This window comes from Candidatus Neomarinimicrobiota bacterium (genome assembly GCA_016784545.1).
Taxonomy (GTDB): Bacteria; Fidelibacterota; UBA8477; order UBA8477; family JABMPR01; genus JABMPR01.
This window is the reverse complement of record JADHUM010000027.1, coordinates 1-18505: the sequence shown is the minus strand read 5'-3', so window position 1 is coordinate 18505 and position 18505 is coordinate 1. Positions and strand designations below refer to the sequence as shown.

Sequence of the window (18505 nt, the reverse complement as noted above, 5' to 3'; positions counted from 1 at the left end):
CTCAATCTTCTTTGTAGATGGATCCATCATCAAGGGCAACATTCCACTCCTTTTTGGGGGTACGCCAATCCTTGCCATATTTGACCTCAATAAACTGCTCTGCTTTGGCAGGGACGGGAACCTCGCCGCCATAAAAGTTAATGGTCTCTGTGGTGTCAAAGAATTCCTTGCGGTGGTAGGCATTTCTGTCCCAGACCACATATTTGTAGACAAGCTCATCCTTGCCGGGCAGGGTCCCCTCGTAGTAAACAAAGAGATCGAGACACAAATCTTCTTTAAAGAACAGGTTTTTCCGTGGATATATTTTTAGCACTCGATAATTCCCCAAATGCCAGATTTTGGAGGTCCTGGGAAAGGATCGTACACTTACATAAAAGTGACGACGCAACTTTCGAATGAGTCGCTTCATTTGGGCTTCAGATTCGTACTTCATTCCAAAGTCAAGATCATGATCCCAGGGAATTAATTTTTGATCTCGGAGAGCTCCGAGAAGGGTTCCGCCTTCTATCCAAAAATCAATGCCTGCCTCATTCATTGCTGCCACATTTTTATGCATGAACCGGACAGCTTTTTTCTCAGATTCAGAATCAAACTGAACCCCATGTTTCTGGTAAAAACCTGACATCAATTCACTACGGTATTTTTGCTCAAAATTGATGTGATCTTCTGGAACCATGACAGAAAGATCGTTTAGTTCAATTTCCTGAAGGGAAGTTTGGTTTAAATCTTCAGTCGAGAAAAATGTGTCATGCCCTCCTAAAAATGCAACAAACCCTTCATTGGTGGATTCCAGAGGTAGAACGCTGACAAATGTTGATTCCTTTTTCAGGAGACTCGGCTTGTACCTCAGTTTATAGAAAAGTCGCCCCTGGGTATACTTAGGCTTAAAAATAACACCGGATTTCAGAAGCTTAAAGGCCAGCAAGATGATTCGAAGGATAGAGGTGGGGAACAGGTAGATGCGCAGATTGTGGGTGTATTTGTAAATGTCACCTTCAACAAGTCCAACCAGCGATTCAGCGCCAATGGTATAGCTTAAATTTGATTGTTGGAAGACCTTCAGGGCTGTGGAAAAGGAATTGCTCACACCTCTCCTAATTCGCTGTTGGCTTTTTCAAGATCTTCAGTGAAGTCAACCTCAATACACAGCACATCTGAAACATCAACAGGATAGATTTTCAACCCAGCGTTAATGGCGAATTCAATGCCACGTTCAAAATAATGATCATCTTCACAACGTTCCAGCATCTCAATCAGGAGGGGCACATCACTTGATATGATTTTGTTAATGCCCACAGACTCACCCAGGGCATTCTTTACCGTTTTGGAGACCTCATTGATTGAACCATCAGTAGACAGGGTATATTTGACCTCTTCTTCAGCCACTGATGAGGTGTTGACTGCCATACATGATGTTTTTGAATCAACTACTCTAGCCAGAACTTCAGGATCGAAAACCACATCGCCGTTAAGCCAGATGACATCATCTGCTCTGACCTTGCGCATGGCCTTCAGCAGGCTTTTTGAGGTGTTCGTTCTATCATAGACGTTGTTAAAGACATAGGTCAGTTCAGAAAATTCTTCCATGATAAGGTCTTTTTTAAACCCAATCACAACAAAAATGTCATCTACTGAGACAACTTGTTTTAGATAATCAACCTGTCTGCCCATAATCATTTCCCCCGTGGAAAGTTTGGTCAGGGGCTTAGGACGGGGATTCCCAAGGCGGGAACCTATACCGGCTGCTAGAATTATTGCTCTCACATCACACCTTTATTTTTTTCATAAACCTAAGATTTTAATATCATTCAAGATGAATATCCCGCCCTACAGTTTCAGGACCTGATTATATAATTAAGCAAACTGTAAAGACAAGGTTTCACTGACATTAGTGTGTTACCTGTGTGGCTGAGCCATCCTTCAAATATTGCTCAATCATATGACTGATTCGACTTGATGATTTGCCATCGGCCTTCCAACAGCTCTGTTCAGCCCAGTACTTTCGTTGTGCTGCGAACTTCTGAGGATTTTGTAGAGCATCCTGAATCGCTGCTTCAAGTTCAGGGGCTTCTGCAGTGTGTCCCATAATCCAATCTTCATCCACATAGGGAATCTTAAACGGACGGACAGAACGGTCTGTCAGCTGCTCCCTGGCCAGGATATCCTCAGAAACCCAGTTCCCCGTTTTCCGCGTTTCAACCTCAGGGAAACATCCGGGATAAGCCGGCAGTATGAGTTGGACCACGGGCTTATCTAAAATCGCAGCCTCTGCCAGTACTGAAGAAATATCGCTGATCACCACATCAGCAAGATGCAGGAACTGATTAATATTACCGTCACCCGGTTTCACTGCCCCATACTTTTTTGCCAGGGGGTAGTCTGCAGAATGGGGAACGATAAGGAGGTTCTCAAGAGCGGTGAGGTGCTTAGCGTTGTGAATGCCTGAATTCTTGTTCTTCTTACCACCCCAGGAAGGGGCAAAAAGGATGACCGGTTTACTAGGATTTAAGCCATATTTCGAGCACAATTGATTTCTATTAATCTCTAATTTTAACAGCTCGTCCACTTTGGGATAACCTCCCAGGAGCCCGCGCTCAAATTGTGGATTGATGGCTTCCATTTTGCGCTTGAAAACTTCTCCAGGATAAAAAAGCAGAGCCGCCCTCTGGAAGAAGTCATACTTATACGTGTAATACTTCATGGGGCTAAGACCGTGCTCGATATAGATGAACTCGCCCTTCCATCCGCATTTTTCAAGGCGGACAAGGGGTTTGTCATACGCGATGACAACCATTGAGGAGATCGTTTTTAGCAGCTTTCGATTCAGGAAACAGTTGCGATGGATTTTCTCTAGCCTGACCTGCCATCCCATGGCTTTCATGTGGGAGAAGAGGGGGAGGAGGCTGGCATATCCCTTGGTAGTTGAATAGACTAAATCGAGGGTTGGTGTCATAAATTAGATTTCTGACTAATTATTTTTCTGCTGCGTCGAGATAGATCTCAATAATTTCCAGATCAATGGATCTGGTCACTTTCATAGTTTCCGGTGCACCTTCCACGAAACCGAGGTGTGCGTGGGGATTACTCTGTTTTACGAGACCCATTTCATCAGTATCAATTTTTCCCGACGCATGAGCGGCTTTGAGGATAGCCATATTGAAGCATTGCGGGGTTTGGATAATCCGCAGGGTATCGCGGCTTAAATTTTTGAATCCAGAATTCTCGAGTTGAACCATTGAATCAACTGGCACTAATGCTGGTGCAACACCATCGTATGTTTCCAGGCTGGAGAGACAATTATCAATAACCCTGGAAGGAACCAGGGGACGGGCAGCGTCATGAATCAACACGATGTCCGTATCTGGGGAGCAGGCCTGTAATCCATTGAAAACGGAATCTTGTCTTGTTTCGCCACCCACAACCACCTTGCAGTCAGGGTATTGGTGGATAACATGATCTAAATAATTCGCTGATGTGACAATGATGACCTCGTTAATCTCCGGATGTTTCAGAAAGGATTGAACTGAATAGGCCAGGATTTCCACATCTTTCAATTTTAGAAATTGTTTGGGGGTTTCACTGGCCAACCTACTGCCACTCCCGGCTGCTACAATGATTGATGAATTCATTTTTCCATTCATATCGTTTAACATAGCCAAGAATCCCGGGGATTACAATTTTCTCATTGGTCTTAATCTCCAAGTAAATAAATAGTTGAGGTTGGTAAATTAGATTAACAAACGATAACATGCAGATATTGATAATATTGTGGTTATGGAAAAAACGTCATGTAATAAATTGTTGTAATTTGCTTTTTTCTCAAGCATAATGCGGCCATGAATAAAAAGAATATTTTTAATCCGCCCACACCTGTAGAAAACTACTTCCTTAACCGTTCAAGGCTTGCTTTTAGGTATGATCCAGAGGAAAAAATTCCTGTCATCCAGGTAAATAACTTTCCCAATCTGGGCCAGTTGACGGCCTTGAGATTTTTGGAGTGGGTTCAGAACAATCCTGAAGGAGTTGTTTCGCTACCAACTGGCAAAACACCTGAATATTTCATCCGCTATGCTGAACACTATTTGAAGCATTGGGAAGAGCAATCAACCAGCGCCTTCCTGGAAGAAGTGGGTATAGATCATTCACGGAAACCCCGCTTGCAGGATTTGCAGTTTGTCCAGATAGATGAATTCTTTCCCATTTCTCCCACTCAGCATAACAGCTTCTTTGATTATGTGATGAAATATTATATCAATGGCTTTGGGATCAGCGCTGAACGAGCTCAACTCATTGATGCAACCCAGATCAACTTGCCCAAGGGGAAGACGTATCGCGAGATATTCCCTGACGATGTGGTTGATCTCAGCCTGAGATTTAGTCAGCCCAATACAACCAAAGGTCGTCTGCAAAAGGAAGCCATCGAAAGGGTCGATGAGTTTTGTACCAATTATGAAAGACGGATTCGGGAGAAAGGGGGCATTGGATTCTTCCTGGGGGGTATTGGACCTGATGGCCACATCGCCTTTAATGTTCGTGGATCCGATTATTTTTCGACGACACGTCTGACACCCACCAATTTTGAAACACAAGCTGCAGCAGCTGGCGATTTAGGTGGTATTGAAGTCTCTCAAAAACGTCTGGTTATTACCATTGGTCTTCAGACCATTACCTACAACTCCGATGCAACCTGCTTGATTTTTGCAGCAGGGGAAGCCAAAGCAAAAATTGTTGCTGGATCTGTCCAGAAGCCGGCCAGCAATACCTATCCTGCTGGTGCCCTGCATAGCATGCGAAATGCTCGCTTTTATATCACCGCGGGAGCTGCAGTCTTTCTGGACCGAAGACAGGTTCATGAAATTGAAAGTGCTGCAGAAGTGTCTGAAGAGATTGTGGACCAACATCTCATCACCCTTTCCATGCGCTCACGAACACCTATTCATAATATTACCGAGGCGCAAGTCGCAGAAAAGCAAGTTCCTTCAATTGCCCTTAAACGGAGCAAGGCAAAGCTACCAGAGATCAAGGAGAGGATTTTCCAAAGCCTGCAGGCAAAACTCAATCGAGGACTGACGCCAGTAGAAGACGATGTGTTTTTCCATACCGCTCCCCACCATGATGATATCATGCTGGGATATCTCGCCCATATTGTTCATCTCGTTAGAACACCTCGCAACGAACATCATTTTGCCTACATGACCAGCGGTTTTAATGCAGTGACCAACGAATTTGTAAAAAACCAGATCCTCAATGCCATGGAACATATGGAGACGGATCAGTATCATCGTCTCAGGGCAGAAAATTATTACGATGCGGACAATTATGCAGGTGCCCAGAGAGATATATACACCTATCTGGATGGTGTTGCACATCATAGTAGAACGCTGCGAAACAACGGCTCTTCCCGCCGTCTTATCCGTAATTTGCTCATCTTATATCCAGAGTATAACCTGGATACTCTCCAGGCTAAGATGAATGAACTCATTGAGTATCTGGATTCACGGTATCCCGGTCAAAAAGATAACTCCATTATGCAATTACTCAAAGGGCGTATCAGAGAGTGGGAAGCAGACCTGGTCTGGGGACATTATGGAACCCCCATTAAAAATGTTCACCACTTGCGCCTTGGTTTCTACAAGGGAGATATATTCACAGAGGATCCCACCATGGATCGTGATGTCCAGCCCATCCTTGAGTACATGGAAAAAATTCGACCTACAGTAGTCACCCTGGCCCTGGATCCTGAAGCCAGTGGCCCCGACACCCATTACAAAGTAATGCAGGCTATTGCCGAAGCCATCCGGCTCTATAAAGAGAGACATCCTGACGCACCCTTGAGGGTGTGGGGGTATCGCAATGTCTGGTTCAAATTTCAACCCACAGATGCCAATATTTTTGTGCCGGTGTCATTAAATTCCATGGCCATCATGAAGGAAACATTCAAGTATTGTTTCCAGTCACAGGTGGACGCTCCTTTTCCCAGCCACGAATTCAACGGACCCTTCTCAGGTTTAGCCCAGGCCATTCAGGTGCAGCAGCATCAGGATATGAAACGGGTGATGGGACGCGATTTCTGGTACGAAAACGCACATCCAAGGGTGAGAGCAGCCCATGGTTTGGTCTATTTGAAAGAGATGGAGCTGGAAGAATTCTACACCAGAGCAAGAGAGTTACAGAAGGTAACTGAATCTCAAGTTTAGTGAATGATTCAGGTCTTGATCTGAGCCTTGTAGGTGTTGCGGATTTTGAGAAAAACTGAATGATAGGTATTTGATTTAAAGTCTGGGAAGGTGTTTTCAAACGCATGGAATTGCCCTCCCTCAAAATACAGTGTGGGATCTGCGTAAACGCCCCGATCTAAATAGATTTTTTGACCATTGTATTTGGCTGAGGCCAAGACCAATTTGTGAAAATCCAGATAGCCCACATCCAGATTCACCTTCCTGGATCCATCCACCATCAACGCATCCTCAATTTCATTGCAAATGACTTTTAGACGTGCCAGTTCCCCAGGAGATAACAAGGCATCAAAGCTGAATATGATTCTGGAGATGGCAGTACCAATCTCATCATCATAATAGGAAGTCACATCAAAAGGGAATGGATCGGATCTCAAGTCGATTTCTCCAATCCGTTGTTCACAATGAGATATGGCCCGCTCCAGGAGTTCAGCGTCTGAGTATAGGGCACCAATAAAATATTTAACCGGTTGCGGTTGTGTGGTTTTCATTTCTGCCTTTGCTTCAATACATATCTGGCTTCTTCAAGCTTCTCAAGGGGAATCCTGAATCGTTCTTTAATCACTTTCTCAGCAAGATTAACCTCACGAATTTTTTCAATGGACTCTGGCGACGTTATCTTTATAAAATCTCCCTGGACAAAAATCATCTCATTACCTTCCACACGGGTGAGGGTGAGATCATCCATACCAGGCATCTGAAAGGAATCCTCCCAGAATGTAGCAAACTGTTCCCAAGAGACTGGCTTGTCCATAAATCGATAACGTCTCACAAACTGTCCCTTGCGATAGGTATAAACAGCATACTCATCCAAATCTCCATCAAAACGCAGTGATAGTCCGGTTTCAGCAGAGAGTCGAGCTTCAATATTTGACTTTCTTAACTGAAGCGGTCTGAAAATCATATACCCAGGATCCACAAGATACCTTGATCCTGCAAATTGAATGGCTACTGCTGAATGTGTGTTTTCTCCCCAATTCAAATGACAGATTAAGGGTTGGACCTTATAACCAAGTATGCTGTATATCCCGCACAGGAAATAAGTCAGAGAGAAGCAGGTCCCTCCCAGATGCCAGGCCATATGATCATGGGTAACCTCATCAGGCAACCTCAGTCGGTTTGTTCCAAGTGCCTGGTCTCGCTTTAATATCTTGCTGATATTCTCATAGGGCAGCCTGCTGAAAAACCTCGAGACTTCGGCGATATGCTCAAGGGAGGGTTTTTCCCCACCAAAATCAAATCGCTCAAGAAAGGCGACGGTTTCTTTTTCAAATGATGCAGGATCAATGAGGGTCATGGTAATCCATTTATAGTTGCTTCTTCTTTAACTTAAAATAGTTCATGATTTTGTTGCAACAAACTGTCCGCACGATTTTTCAACAATTATTATGGATGGTACAATACTAAACACGAGCTTTCTGGGAAAGAACTTATTTATCCAATTTGAATCTATCACTCCACATAATTGCCAATGAGAACATGGAATTCATCTTAATAATTCATAGTAAGAGTCATGCTTGAAAAATCGTGCTGTTTTAGTGTATATTGAATTCCCTACGAATAACAGGAGAGTATGCAGGATGGATAGTGCCTTAATATCCTTGAGAGGTGTGAATTACATTGATCTCACAGAAACCGATTCGCGTATCAATGGCGAGGGGGATTTGAATAATCTCCTGAGTTTGTGCTATTACCACAATTCAAATCTGCTGCTGTTGAGTGACAAAAATTTATCATCCGATTTTTTTAATTTAAGAAGTGGCCTGGCTGGCGCTGCCATGCAAAAATTTGCCAATTATCAGGCGAAGGTGGCCATCCTTCTGCCTCCAAACGCCGAGCAATCCCAGAGATTTAAAGAACTGATGTTTGAAATGAGCAGATCAAATCATTTTAGATTTTATGATAACAGAGAAGCTGCTGAAGTCTGGCTCACCACTTAAGTTGAAAGGTTAACCACATGATACCAATTCCAGTCCTCATTGCGTTCTACTTCCTTATGCCAGCACTGATATTGTGGTTGTGTTATAAATCAACCCTTATGGACAAAATTGGATCGGTGATACTGGCTTATGTATTTGGCATTCTACTGGGGAATAGTGGTCTCTTACCTGAGGGGGCGGCTGGTGTGCAGGATGAGTTAAGTGGAATTACCGTGGCTCTGGCCTTACCCCTGCTCCTGTTTTCCATGGATGTTCCTTCCTGGGTGCATTCTGCAGGGAAGGCCATTCTATCCATGCTTGGTGCCACGGTCCTGGTTGTTTTTGTGGCGGGTCTGGGTAGTTGGATGGTTCAAGGCAATATTGAAAACGCCTGGCAGTTTGGCGGCATGGCCATTGGGCTTTATACCGGAGGTACGCCCAATCTGGCTGCGATCAAAACCGCCTTGAATGTGGATTCAACCCAGTACATCATGATGCATACCTATGATGCAGTCAATGGAATTATATATCTCATTTTTGTCATGAGTTTTGGGCAGAAGGTTTTTAATAAGGTGCTGCCTAAATACAGATCTGTGATTATAAAAAGTAACAATCTTGAAAGCAGCGAGAACATCCATTCATACGAAGGTATATTCAAATCACGAATCCTTTTGGGCCTCCTGGCTGGTCTGGGTATTTCAATCGTCATCCTGGGTGTGAGCTTTGGATTGTCCCAACTGATTCCCGAAGAATATTCAACTGCTGCCATTATGCTGCTGATTACCACATTTGGTATTGGCTCTTCATTTATTCCAAAGATCAGAATGATTCCCATGACCTTTCAATTCGGGATGTATATCATTCTGGTCTTCAGTCTCATTGTAGGATCCATGGCCAACCTGGAACAACTGGTAAATATTAATTGGTCCATGATGTTTTTCGTCAATTTCATTGTGTTCGGTACCATGCTGCTCCATGCTGTTTTCTGTAAACTCTTCAATATTGATACGGATACTTTCCTGATCACGTCGGTTTCAGCAGTTTGTTCACCACCCTTTGTCCCTGTTGTGGCAAAAGCGCTGAACAACAAAGAGATTATTTTGTCTGGTTTGACAACAGGAATTATAGGATACGCCATAGGGAATTATCTGGGTGTTGCATTCGCCTATATTTTCCGGGCAGTACTCTTTTAATTAGTTGTACTATCCTACAATACAATTGCTTGAGGAAAAGGCATGAAATCAATAATAATTGGAATCGCAGGTGGTACTGGTTCAGGGAAAACCACCATCGCTAAAAATATTGTCCAGGAATACGAGCCAGGTGAGGTGTTATGTCTGGATCTGGATTCATACTACCGGGATTTGTCTGACCTGAGCGTTGAAGAACGGGCTGAAATCAATTTTGATCACCCCTCCTCTCTGGAGATTGACCTGCTTGTTCAACATGTGGAGGAACTGTGTCAGGGGAAAACGGTCCAAATTCCCATTTACAATTTTACTACGCACAATAGAGCCAAAGAGACACGCACAGTAAAACCCCATAAGGTCATCATTATTGAAGGAATAATGGCACTCTACTTTGCTGAGCTAACTGCAAAGATGGATTTGAAACTTTATGTGGATACGCCTTCTGACATTCGCTTTATTCGTCGGCTGAAGCGCGACATTATGAAACGTGGAAGATCCGTAGATTCTGTAATTGAGCAGTATAAATCAACGGTAAGACCCATGCACTCCCAATTCGTTGAACCCAACAAGTTCCTTGCTGATGTGATCATTCCTGAAGGCGGGATGAACCACGTAGCAGTAGATCTCATACGTGCAAAGATCGACTCTGTGCTAATGGAAAAATATGAGGACTGAAACAAAAATCGAGTTACGTGAACTGAGTAAGTCCAATTATAGGGACATTCTTAAACTAAAGGTGGCTCACAACCAAACCGGTTTTGTAGCCACAAATGCAATTTCACTGGCCCAGGCACTGTTTCATCCTCAGGCCTGGTATCGGGGAATTTATAATGATGATACTCCAGTAGGTTTTGTCATGCTTGATCTTGATATGGACAAACCGGAATACTATCTGTGGCGTTTTATGATAGACGAGAAATTTCAGGGACAGGGGTATGGCTTGAAGGCTTTGGAGTTGGTGATTGAACAGGTTAAAAACCTCCCTGACAGCACTGAATTTCTCCTCAGCTATGTTCCAGAACAAGGCAATCCAAAAAGATTTTATGAGAAGCTTGGATTTATAGATACTGGTATCATGGAAGAGGGGGAAGTCATCATGAAGCTGGAATTTTAATAATTGAAAAAAGACGGAGCAACCGGGGTGAATTATCTGCTGGAAACAATGTTTTTCGGTGGACTCAGCCCAGTAGAAAAGTATAATAAGTCATCATGAGATATCAATATTATAAAGAGCGTATAAAAGCCAGTCCCAATAGCGGTAATATTCTTAAAATCTTCCTTATGGCCCTGATCCTGATTGTAGTAGTAGTCTGGGTCATCATGTGGAACCAGGCCAACACTTATGAACCTGAACTTATGTCTGAGCAGGGTTTTTATGAAGGTTATTTCACCCTCAATACGAGAATGGATCAGACCCTGACCCGTCGTTTCCCAAGCCTGGAGTTTGTTGAGGGTCGATTGAGTGATGATGGTCTTGGTACTCGTGTATTTAAAATTACGGATCAGAAAAAAATTCGATCCTCAGATATTGAAAAATTGCTGGAAAGCACATTAGGTGGTTTCGGTTTCCAGGTTGAACAGACTGCAAATGCTGATTATTGGGAATTTCAGGTTGGTAGCGATTCAACCGTGTGGTCGGTATACAGATTTGAGTATCCTGAGGAAAAGGCTGCTCCCACATCAATATTACCAGCGGATATTGCAAAGGTCACAAAAAGACCCCGGTTGGCAGTCATTATTGATGATTTTGGTTATTCCATGAATGAAACCATTACCGGTTTTATCTCACTCAAGGAACCCTTTACAGCAGCTGTCATTCCAGGGCGACCCTATTCTACCCAGGTTGATGAGCGTTTAAACAGCAGATCCATACAGACCTTGATTCATATGCCCATGGTGACAGTGACCAACTCAACCAGTGAACCAGATTATGCTTTGTCTGAAGATCTTAGTGATGGTGAAATCGTCAGGCGTTTGAAAAAAGCTCGCAAAGATGTTCCCAGGGCCATCGGGATGAATAACCATCAGGGAAGTGGTGGCACCCAGAGCCGCAAAGTGATGACTGGTGTGACAGATTTTCTAAATGAGCAGAAAATGTTTTTCATCGATAGCAGGACCATTGCGGCTTCAGTCGGAGAAACTGTTGCCAGAGAACGTTATGTACCGACCAACAGCAGGGACGTTTTCCTGGACGAGGTTGATGACCAGGAAGCCATTGCAGGTGAACTCTTTCGTCTCGCTCGTATCGCCAAGGAACAAGGGGAGGCCATAGGAATTGGCCACTGTAGACCGAATACATTAAAGACATTAAAAAAATATTTACCTGCACTGGCTGAGGCAGGATTTGATCTGGTTCCAGTTTCAAAACTGGCGAAATGATCACATAAAGCAATAAATCGAGGATACTATGGCTCAAATGGAACTCAATCTGGACGGCTTTATCAGTGCCCAACAGCAACTCAAAGTAGATGGTCTCACCTTGCCTGGCGTGGTGACTATTGCAGGGCTATCAGGAGTGGATGGTTTTAGTCTGACTTATGACGGACGTTCCCCAAACTTTACTGAGAAGGATCTGGAATTGACCATTGCGGCTGCCATGGGTACACGATTTGCCTTGAGGATTACGCCACGAGCTGATCTTCTTCAGCTTGCTCTCAATCTCCCAATAAGTCAGGTAACTTTTGCCGGGGACAATATTTTTGAGGACTTCGGTGCCGATCTTGAAACCTTTGTCCCTCAATTGAAAGATGCCGGAAAGCTTATTTCTTTCTGTCTGGAACCTGAATTATCGCTGCTCAAGAAAGCTTATCGTCAGCAGGCGGATATGGTTGAGCTTAATGTGCGCCATTATTCTGAGAATATCAGTGTGGCCGGTCAGGCTGAGGCACAGGAACAAATAGCTCTCATGGCAAAAACAGCTGAGAAAAATGGTCTGGGCGTTGCTGTCAATGGCGGCATATCATTCCAAAACGTTTTGCCCCTTGTGAGTATTGAAGCCGTAGAGAATGTGGTTGTCGGTCGAGCTATCATTGGTCGTTCAATCTTTGTTGGGCTGGAAACGGCTGTTCGGGACTTCAAAGCCCAGGTTCAATGAAATCACTGATCACCCAGGTTACAAGATCGGGTCATGTTGAAAGCTTCCATGTGGGTTATGGGGTTATTGTTGATGCTACTGGCAAAATTGTCAGAGCCTATGGTGATACAGAATACTTAACCTATGTCCGTTCATCTGCTAAACCCCTTCAGGCAATGGCAGTTTTACGTTCAGGTGCCTACGACGATTTCAAGTTTACTCCAGAAGAATTGGCCGTCATTTGCTCCTCCCATAGTGGTGAACCTGTTCACACTGAAACCGTATCCCGAATCTTTTCGAAAGCAGGGATCGGCCCAGACCTCCTGGCCTGTGGCATTCATCCCCCCATTCACAGAGAGAGTGCCCAGGCACTTCAAAATGCCGGTATAACTCCGCAGCAAATTCACAATAACTGCTCGGGGAAGCACTCTGGCATGTTGGCCACCGCAGTTCAATTGGGACATGCTCCGCTGGACTATTTGAATCCAGAACATCCCGTGCAACAATACATCTACGACATTGTGAAAGAATACACCGCTTCTGATCATATTCATCGAGGAGTGGACGGTTGCTCGGCTCCGGTTTTTCACCTGCCACTCCAAAAAGTTGCCATGGCTTTTGCTCGAATAAGCCAGCAGGAGAATCAGGAAAGTCGCCAGATATTTCAGGCCATGAATGGTCATCCCCATCTGGTTGGCGGTGAGGGTCGTTTTGATACAGCACTCATGGAAAGTTATCCAGAGAGAATTATGTCCAAGGGGGGTGCTGAAGCTGTTTCAGCAGCCGGTTTTATCATGCCTGACGGCCAGGTCTATGGTCTGGCTGTGAAAGTTCTTGATGGTAATTACCGGGCCATAGGGCAGATGGTGCTGAAGCTATTGGAAGACATTGGCTTTGCCAAAGAGCCCTTGTCCGAGAAGCTGATGAAATGGTGGCAACCGGAATTAAAAAATCATGCCCAGCTTGTCATTGGCACAACCAAAACGATCATTTCAGAATAATAATGAAAAGATTCACAACGAATCTGACGAAGAGTACGAAAAGACACATAGCAAAATGTGGAGAAGCATTCGTTCATTTCGTTTTCTTCGTTGTAAAATATAAGGATTAAACTTCAATGGTAAAAAATAGAACCTCCTGGGATAAATATTTCATGCAAATTGCTCTGGATGTTGCCACGCGATCCACCTGTGATCGTAAATTTGTGGGTGCCGTTATTGTCCGCGACAAAATGATTCTATCAACAGGATACAATGGCTCCATCCGTGGTTTACCCCATTGTGATGAAGTTGGCCATGAAATGGATAACGGTCACTGTGTACGCACTGTCCATGCTGAAGCGAACGCTATCGTTCAGGCTGCCAGAAATGGTGCTGGTATTGAGGGGGCAGATATCTATGTCACAGCCAGTCCCTGCTACAACTGTTTCAAGCTTATCGCGAATTCTGGTATCAAGCGTATTTTTTATGGTGAATTGTATCGAGATGAAAGAATTAAAACCCACGCCAAAGAAGCTCAGATCGAGCTGATTCATCTAGCTGAATAGGTCATCACCAGATAGACACTTAAGGGGGTCATTCCATGCATTTTCGTAGATGCGGCCAAGTTGTCATCCTGCTGAGCATACTCATGTTTGTTGGAGGTTGCTCATCGACGAAAAAATCATCATCAATCGATGTGAAAACCTTAGAGCAGAATCTCAACAATCTGGTCACACCTTTCAGGGGAGATGTCGGGATTTACGCCAAAAATCTGAAGACCGGTGAGGAAATAGCCATCAATGCTGATGTTCTTTTTCCCACTGCCAGCACGGTCAAAGTGCCCATCTTACTCACACTCTTCCAAAAAATACAAAATGGCGATATTGATTACGATTCAACCTTTATCTGGTCCGCTGATGTGGTGAATTACTCAGATGATGGCCTGTTGAGTTGTTTTAAGGACAGTTCAAGCATTTCACTGACTAAAATCATTTCTCTCATGATCACATACAGCGACAATCTGGCCAGTTTGTGGTGCCAGCAATTATCAGGAGGAGGGATTGAGATCAATCTGTGGCTGGATGCCTATGGTTTCACCCAGACCCGCATGAATTCCCGCACACCGGATCGCCAGGATGATTGGGAGATTTACGGATGGGGGCAAACCACACCTCGGGAAATGGCCGGAATGGTCCAATTAATTCATGAGAATAAGGCAGTCTCCCCCTGGGCCAGCGAAGAGATGTATCGCTATTTAACCAGAATCTACTGGGATGATGAAGCACTGTCATCCATTCCCCGGACGGTTCAGGTTGCATCCAAACAGGGAGCCGTAAATGCCTCACGCTCGGAAGTGCTTCTGGTAAACGCTCCCCGGGGTGATTATGTGTTTTGTATGATCACCAAGAATCAGGAAGACGAATCCTGGGGTGAGGACAATGAAGGCTATGTGCTCCTGCGGGAAGTCAGCGCCCTGCTCTGGAGTGCCTGGGGAATTTGAAACCCACAGTTGTAGAAAAACCATAACCCTCACCGATCATGTGAAAAGTCAGATCCAGTTTAGGAAGATTCCCAAGCTGCAGGTTAGATACAGTCGCATACGGTCCACTCGTGACGAAAAGTAAGGGTCCGCGGTTCCCTATGCCCACTTGATAACTCTGTCCCCGGGTTGATTTATGGCCCAGACTAAAACGAATATTTGCGAATCCGGGTTGGACATAGTAGCGATCATTGAGCCCTGCTTCCAGGTGGAATTCACGGGGTCCCAGTCTTAAATACAGACTAGGAATCAAGGGTACATTGTCACCATCAAGTCCTGGGCTGTAAGCCACACCAAGACCCAATCCACCACCAATAATTTCCCGCTCGAGACCAGCATTGACCACACCAAAAGCATATCTATAGCCACGGGATGGTTCGTCATCAGTTTGAAACGTCCCGGAACTGTATTCTAACCGGCCATTCAAGTATGACGACATGCGATTGTTCACTGCTTTCTCTTTATCGATTACTGCAATAAGACTGCTGGAGGTCACTGTCTCTGTCATGCTTTCCCCACCACAGGAAACCCGTTCATATTCAAATTTCGTAAAGCTTCCGCCAACTGAATAGCTTAGGCGAGGTGTCTGTAAATCCTGCATTGCTTGCCTGTGGAGGGTAGAATCCTCAAAGAAAATACCGTTCTGTTTGCTCAAGACTTTCTTGACACGAGCATAATTATTGAAGGTCAAATTTTGATTGCCAATGCGGACCAGCTTTTGGTTGTTTTCGTTTATCCCATAGAGCCATTTACTTTTGCTTACCAGGGGAGATTCATCCTGATCAGGTGAAGCCAGAAACGTATTGGTGCTAAACAGGAGAAGGAGTCCCAGTGCTCCAAATGTCTGCGGTGAAAAACGCAGATTCAGAATTGATTGGGACGCTAAATAAGTTGAGACTCTCAGATAAACCAATCCTGCCAAAAGAATCAATAGAAGGATGATTTGGATTCGTTGGAAATGATTTGACAGCAGAATGGTTCCCATAAACATAGTGAAGAGTATGGGGGATATAGCCTTTTGGGGGTTGGTACTGAAGTGCTTAAGCAGTGAAATCTCAGCCAGTAGATACATGGAAAGTCGGACAATGTAGATCAGGTTCAAAGCGCTTATGCCAAGAAGAAAGATTTGGAACAGTGATACAGGACCAAAATAGACTTCGCTCCACCAGACATTGCTCATGTCGCGAATAAATTCAATGCCGAAGCGAAACAGGAAGTAGCTGCTTATGAACCCGGACAGAATTATTCGTCCGTCGATTTTTCGCCGCATCGCTTGAAGCGCTGCAGGTAAGGCTCCTAAAAGAAGGAATAATGATTCATAGAGTTGGACAGGATGAATATTCAGACTGGAGCCATTTATATCATTGATCTGACCTGTATGGAAATGCAGCCAATGAGACAGATTGCCCAGGCCATATGCTATTCCCCACGGTAGGTCGGTTGGGGTTCCGAAACAGCAACCAGAAAAAAGACATCCAAGGCGACCAATACCGATAAATATTATAGCATAGATGGTAAATAGATCTGCAGTAGGGTGAGGAAATTGTAGGAGGTGTTTTGCCAGCATGAAAACCAGGAGACCTCCAAGAAGTGCTCCTATAATGCTGGGGAGGAACATGGTACCCAAACCGGTTCCAAAAATGAATGATGTGACCAGGAGTGTCCAACGCGTGTGATCCCACCCTCGTTTGTAACCCATAAAAAGCAGGACGCCAGTGGACAACAAGACATTCAGGTAACCGAAAAAATGCCAAATATTGATATGCGCTTCCAGCCATTGTTGGGTCACATTGAATACCATATTGTTCTCCATAATTATCTGTCAATATCAGATTCATATCTCAGGTATTCAATTAAAATTAATCCCCAGGTAATTCCTGCTTGGAATGATTCCAGTTGCCTCATAAATAAAGGTAACCGAAGCCAGTTAAAGTTCTTCATGGATAATTCGATGTTAATGGGAGTAGTTTTGTTGAGCAAGATTTTGATTTTTTCCTCCATAGATTGTTGCAGTTGGAATGGATCAAGCGTTTGATAGAACTGAGTTAGTTTCTGTTTTGTTTTTCTTGATATCTGTCTTGATTCCATGATTCTTTGGTAAGGAGTTTTGGGATCATCATATAATTTTTTAACCTTAGCCCCGATTCTTTGCTTTTCCAATAGCTTTGCCGCAGGTCTGAAAAAGTTCATAATTAATCTCCACTCCTCCCTATATATATCGTTGAGTTGTGGAGCCAATGTGGGGTCATCAAAACGATTATAACCCAGGTATTGTCTCACGATCGACCAGTTTTTTTCTTCGATATGGGCGTTATCATTTTTGCGATATGGTCTGGATCGTGTGAAGTGAACTGGCTTTGATCTTTCTTTATAGTATTTGTAAAGGTGCCAATTTAAAAATTCACCCCCATTATCAGAGTCAAAGCCCCGTATTTCAAAGGGCAGCATTTTCTCCACGTCGATCAGGGCTTCCTTAATACCCATATACCCTTTTCCCCAGACAGCTCTCTGTTCAGACCAGCCCGTGGCTATATCTACTGCATTTACAGTATACACGAAGGATCCTGCCACAGAAGTGCCACAGTGGGCGACAGTATCTGACTCCAGATAACCCGGTCGTTTCTCATTCCACTGATCTGTGTTGATGGGAATGTGTGATCTGAGAATGGAACCTGGCTTGGTGGTGGCAAGACCAAGCTTTGAGTAATTGGCCTTTCTGTGAGCCATGAGTCGGTCTATAGTGGCATGGGAGATAGACAGTAGTTTCTCCTTAATATCATCAGGAAGAACCGTGCTATAATGACTCTCATAGAAGGGTAGCCAAAGAGCTATACCTGTCTTAAGTCTCCTTGAACAGGGTAGATTCATAACTCGCCATATCCGAAGGAGGACCTCCATAATTACCGGGTCATGATACTGTTTGGGCCTTCCGGGTTTTCCTGGGCTTCTGATCTTGAAGGTTTGATTCAAAATGCGGATAGCATACTTACGATTGTACCCACACACTTCACAGAACTCATCCAAAATGGCTCTCTTTTCTAAACGGTCTGCTTCAAAGTACCGCCTACGGATTGTTCGACGATACTCTTTACGGGATTTTTTGCTCATGTTCATGCACCTTATTTAAGGGTTACATTATTTATGAGGCAACGACCTTTTTCGAAATGGCTTAGGGTTACATTAATTTTGAGTCAATGCATGATTGAACTTGAATGGGAAAAATGAGGATAATCCGTTGACAGCGGAACAGGTGCCGTCTATATTCGCTGGCTTTTTAATAAAGGAGATAAAGTTATGTACGCAATTATCCAAATTGCAGGGAAACAGTTCAAGGTGAAACCTGGCATGGTCCTGAACGTTCCCACACTCGATGCTGAACCTGGTAATAAGGTCAATGTCGAGCGCGTACTGGCTTACTCTGACGGTAAAAGTCTTGAGGTTGGCACACCTGTGCTAACCAATGTTGACATCGACGGAACAGTTGTGGCTCATGGTCGCGCTAAGAAAATCATCGTCTTCAAGAAGAAACGCCGCAAGGGTTACCAGAAGAAACAAGGACACCGCCAG

General features: G+C 44.2%; 19 protein-coding genes. 11 read left to right on the top strand and 8 right to left on the bottom strand.

All coding sequences use genetic code 11. The annotated features are described in order from the left end of the window. Position 1: 1 nt before the first annotated feature. The 4 genes from ISR87_07710 to ispD all read right to left on the bottom strand — a co-directional run bounded on the left by ISR87_07710 (position 2) and on the right by ispD (position 3653). Positions 2-1087 carry a LicD family protein gene (locus ISR87_07710; GenBank protein ID MBL7025330.1) on the bottom strand — a complete coding sequence of 362 codons (1086 nt, stop codon included), beginning with the start codon at positions 1085-1087 and terminating at the stop codon, positions 2-4. Next, entirely contained in the window at positions 1084-1764 is a 681-nt protein-coding gene (locus ISR87_07705) for a phosphocholine cytidylyltransferase family protein (GenBank protein MBL7025329.1), read from the bottom strand. Before ISR87_07705 ends, ISR87_07710 begins: the two co-directional genes overlap by 4 nt. Before the next feature lie 124 nt (positions 1765-1888). Beyond that, the gene (locus tag ISR87_07700; GenBank protein ID MBL7025328.1) at positions 1889-2953 is read right to left on the bottom strand and encodes a CDP-glycerol glycerophosphotransferase family protein; all 1065 of its coding nucleotides are present in this window, start codon (positions 2951-2953) and stop codon (positions 1889-1891) included. Positions 2954-2972: 19 nt separating this feature from the next. Beyond that, on the bottom strand, positions 2973-3653 hold the full coding sequence (gene ispD / locus ISR87_07695) for a 2-C-methyl-D-erythritol 4-phosphate cytidylyltransferase (GenBank protein ID MBL7025327.1): 681 nt from the start codon (positions 3651-3653) through the stop codon (positions 2973-2975). Positions 3654-3836: 183 nt separating this feature from the next. Between ispD and ISR87_07690 the strand changes: the two genes are divergently transcribed. Beyond that, on the top strand, positions 3837-6197 hold the full coding sequence (locus ISR87_07690; protein ID MBL7025326.1) for a glucosamine-6-phosphate deaminase: 2361 nt from the start codon (positions 3837-3839) through the stop codon (positions 6195-6197). Between the two features lie 8 nt (positions 6198-6205). Here the strand turns inward: ISR87_07690 and ISR87_07685 are convergent, their stop codons facing one another. Together ISR87_07685 and ISR87_07680 are read right to left on the bottom strand one after the other, a co-directional pair. Beyond that, entirely contained in the window at positions 6206-6727 is a 522-nt protein-coding gene (locus tag ISR87_07685) for a DUF4416 family protein (protein ID MBL7025325.1), read from the bottom strand. After that, positions 6724-7533 (bottom strand): arylamine N-acetyltransferase, encoded by an 810-nt coding sequence (locus ISR87_07680; GenBank protein ID MBL7025324.1) that lies wholly within the window; start codon positions 7531-7533, stop codon positions 6724-6726. Before ISR87_07680 ends, ISR87_07685 begins: the two co-directional genes overlap by 4 nt. A gap of 283 nt (positions 7534-7816) precedes the next feature. Between ISR87_07680 and ISR87_07675 the strand changes: the two genes are divergently transcribed. The 9 genes from ISR87_07675 to ISR87_07635 all read left to right on the top strand — a co-directional run bounded on the left by ISR87_07675 (position 7817) and on the right by ISR87_07635 (position 14899). Next, positions 7817-8176, top strand: a complete 360-nt coding sequence (locus ISR87_07675; protein ID MBL7025323.1) for a DUF4180 domain-containing protein — start codon at positions 7817-7819, stop codon at positions 8174-8176. 17 nt (positions 8177-8193) lie between these two features. Continuing rightward, positions 8194-9348, top strand: coding sequence for a DUF819 family protein (locus ISR87_07670; protein MBL7025322.1), 1155 nt, complete (start codon positions 8194-8196; stop codon positions 9346-9348). A gap of 42 nt (positions 9349-9390) precedes the next feature. Further along, positions 9391-10020: a uridine kinase gene (gene udk / locus ISR87_07665; protein ID MBL7025321.1), complete on the top strand. Its 630-nt coding sequence runs from the start codon at positions 9391-9393 to the stop codon at positions 10018-10020. Further along, on the top strand, positions 10010-10459 hold the full coding sequence (locus ISR87_07660; GenBank protein ID MBL7025320.1) for a GNAT family N-acetyltransferase: 450 nt from the start codon (positions 10010-10012) through the stop codon (positions 10457-10459). Before udk ends, ISR87_07660 begins: the two co-directional genes overlap by 11 nt. A 95-nt stretch (positions 10460-10554) precedes the next feature. Next, complete coding sequence (locus tag ISR87_07655; protein MBL7025319.1) at positions 10555-11724, top strand: divergent polysaccharide deacetylase family protein; 1170 nt, start codon at positions 10555-10557, stop codon at positions 11722-11724. A 28-nt stretch (positions 11725-11752) separates the two neighbouring features. Continuing rightward, positions 11753-12439: a pyridoxine 5'-phosphate synthase gene (locus ISR87_07650; protein ID MBL7025318.1), complete on the top strand. Its 687-nt coding sequence runs from the start codon at positions 11753-11755 to the stop codon at positions 12437-12439. After that, positions 12436-13419, top strand: a complete 984-nt coding sequence (locus ISR87_07645) for an asparaginase (protein MBL7025317.1) — start codon at positions 12436-12438, stop codon at positions 13417-13419. The genes ISR87_07650 and ISR87_07645 overlap by 4 nt, the downstream gene beginning before the upstream one ends. A gap of 116 nt (positions 13420-13535) precedes the next feature. Continuing rightward, positions 13536-13964: a dCMP deaminase family protein gene (locus tag ISR87_07640; protein ID MBL7025316.1), complete on the top strand. Its 429-nt coding sequence runs from the start codon at positions 13536-13538 to the stop codon at positions 13962-13964. 35 nt (positions 13965-13999) lie between these two features. After that, the gene (locus ISR87_07635) at positions 14000-14899 is read left to right on the top strand and encodes a serine hydrolase (GenBank protein ID MBL7025315.1); all 900 of its coding nucleotides are present in this window, start codon (positions 14000-14002) and stop codon (positions 14897-14899) included. Here ISR87_07635 and ISR87_07630 read toward each other — a convergent pair. Together ISR87_07630 and ISR87_07625 are read right to left on the bottom strand one after the other, a co-directional pair. After that, positions 14865-16739: a prolipoprotein diacylglyceryl transferase gene (locus tag ISR87_07630; protein MBL7025314.1), complete on the bottom strand. Its 1875-nt coding sequence runs from the start codon at positions 16737-16739 to the stop codon at positions 14865-14867. The genes ISR87_07635 and ISR87_07630 overlap by 35 nt on opposite strands. Positions 16740-16753: 14 nt before the next feature. Continuing rightward, positions 16754-17494 (bottom strand): hypothetical protein, encoded by a 741-nt coding sequence (locus ISR87_07625; GenBank protein ID MBL7025313.1) that lies wholly within the window; start codon positions 17492-17494, stop codon positions 16754-16756. A 738-nt stretch (positions 17495-18232) separates the two neighbouring features. Here ISR87_07625 and rplU point away from each other — a divergent pair. Next, a partial coding sequence (rplU, locus tag ISR87_07620; GenBank protein MBL7025312.1) for a 50S ribosomal protein L21 occupies positions 18233-18505 on the top strand: 273 nt, incomplete at its 3' end.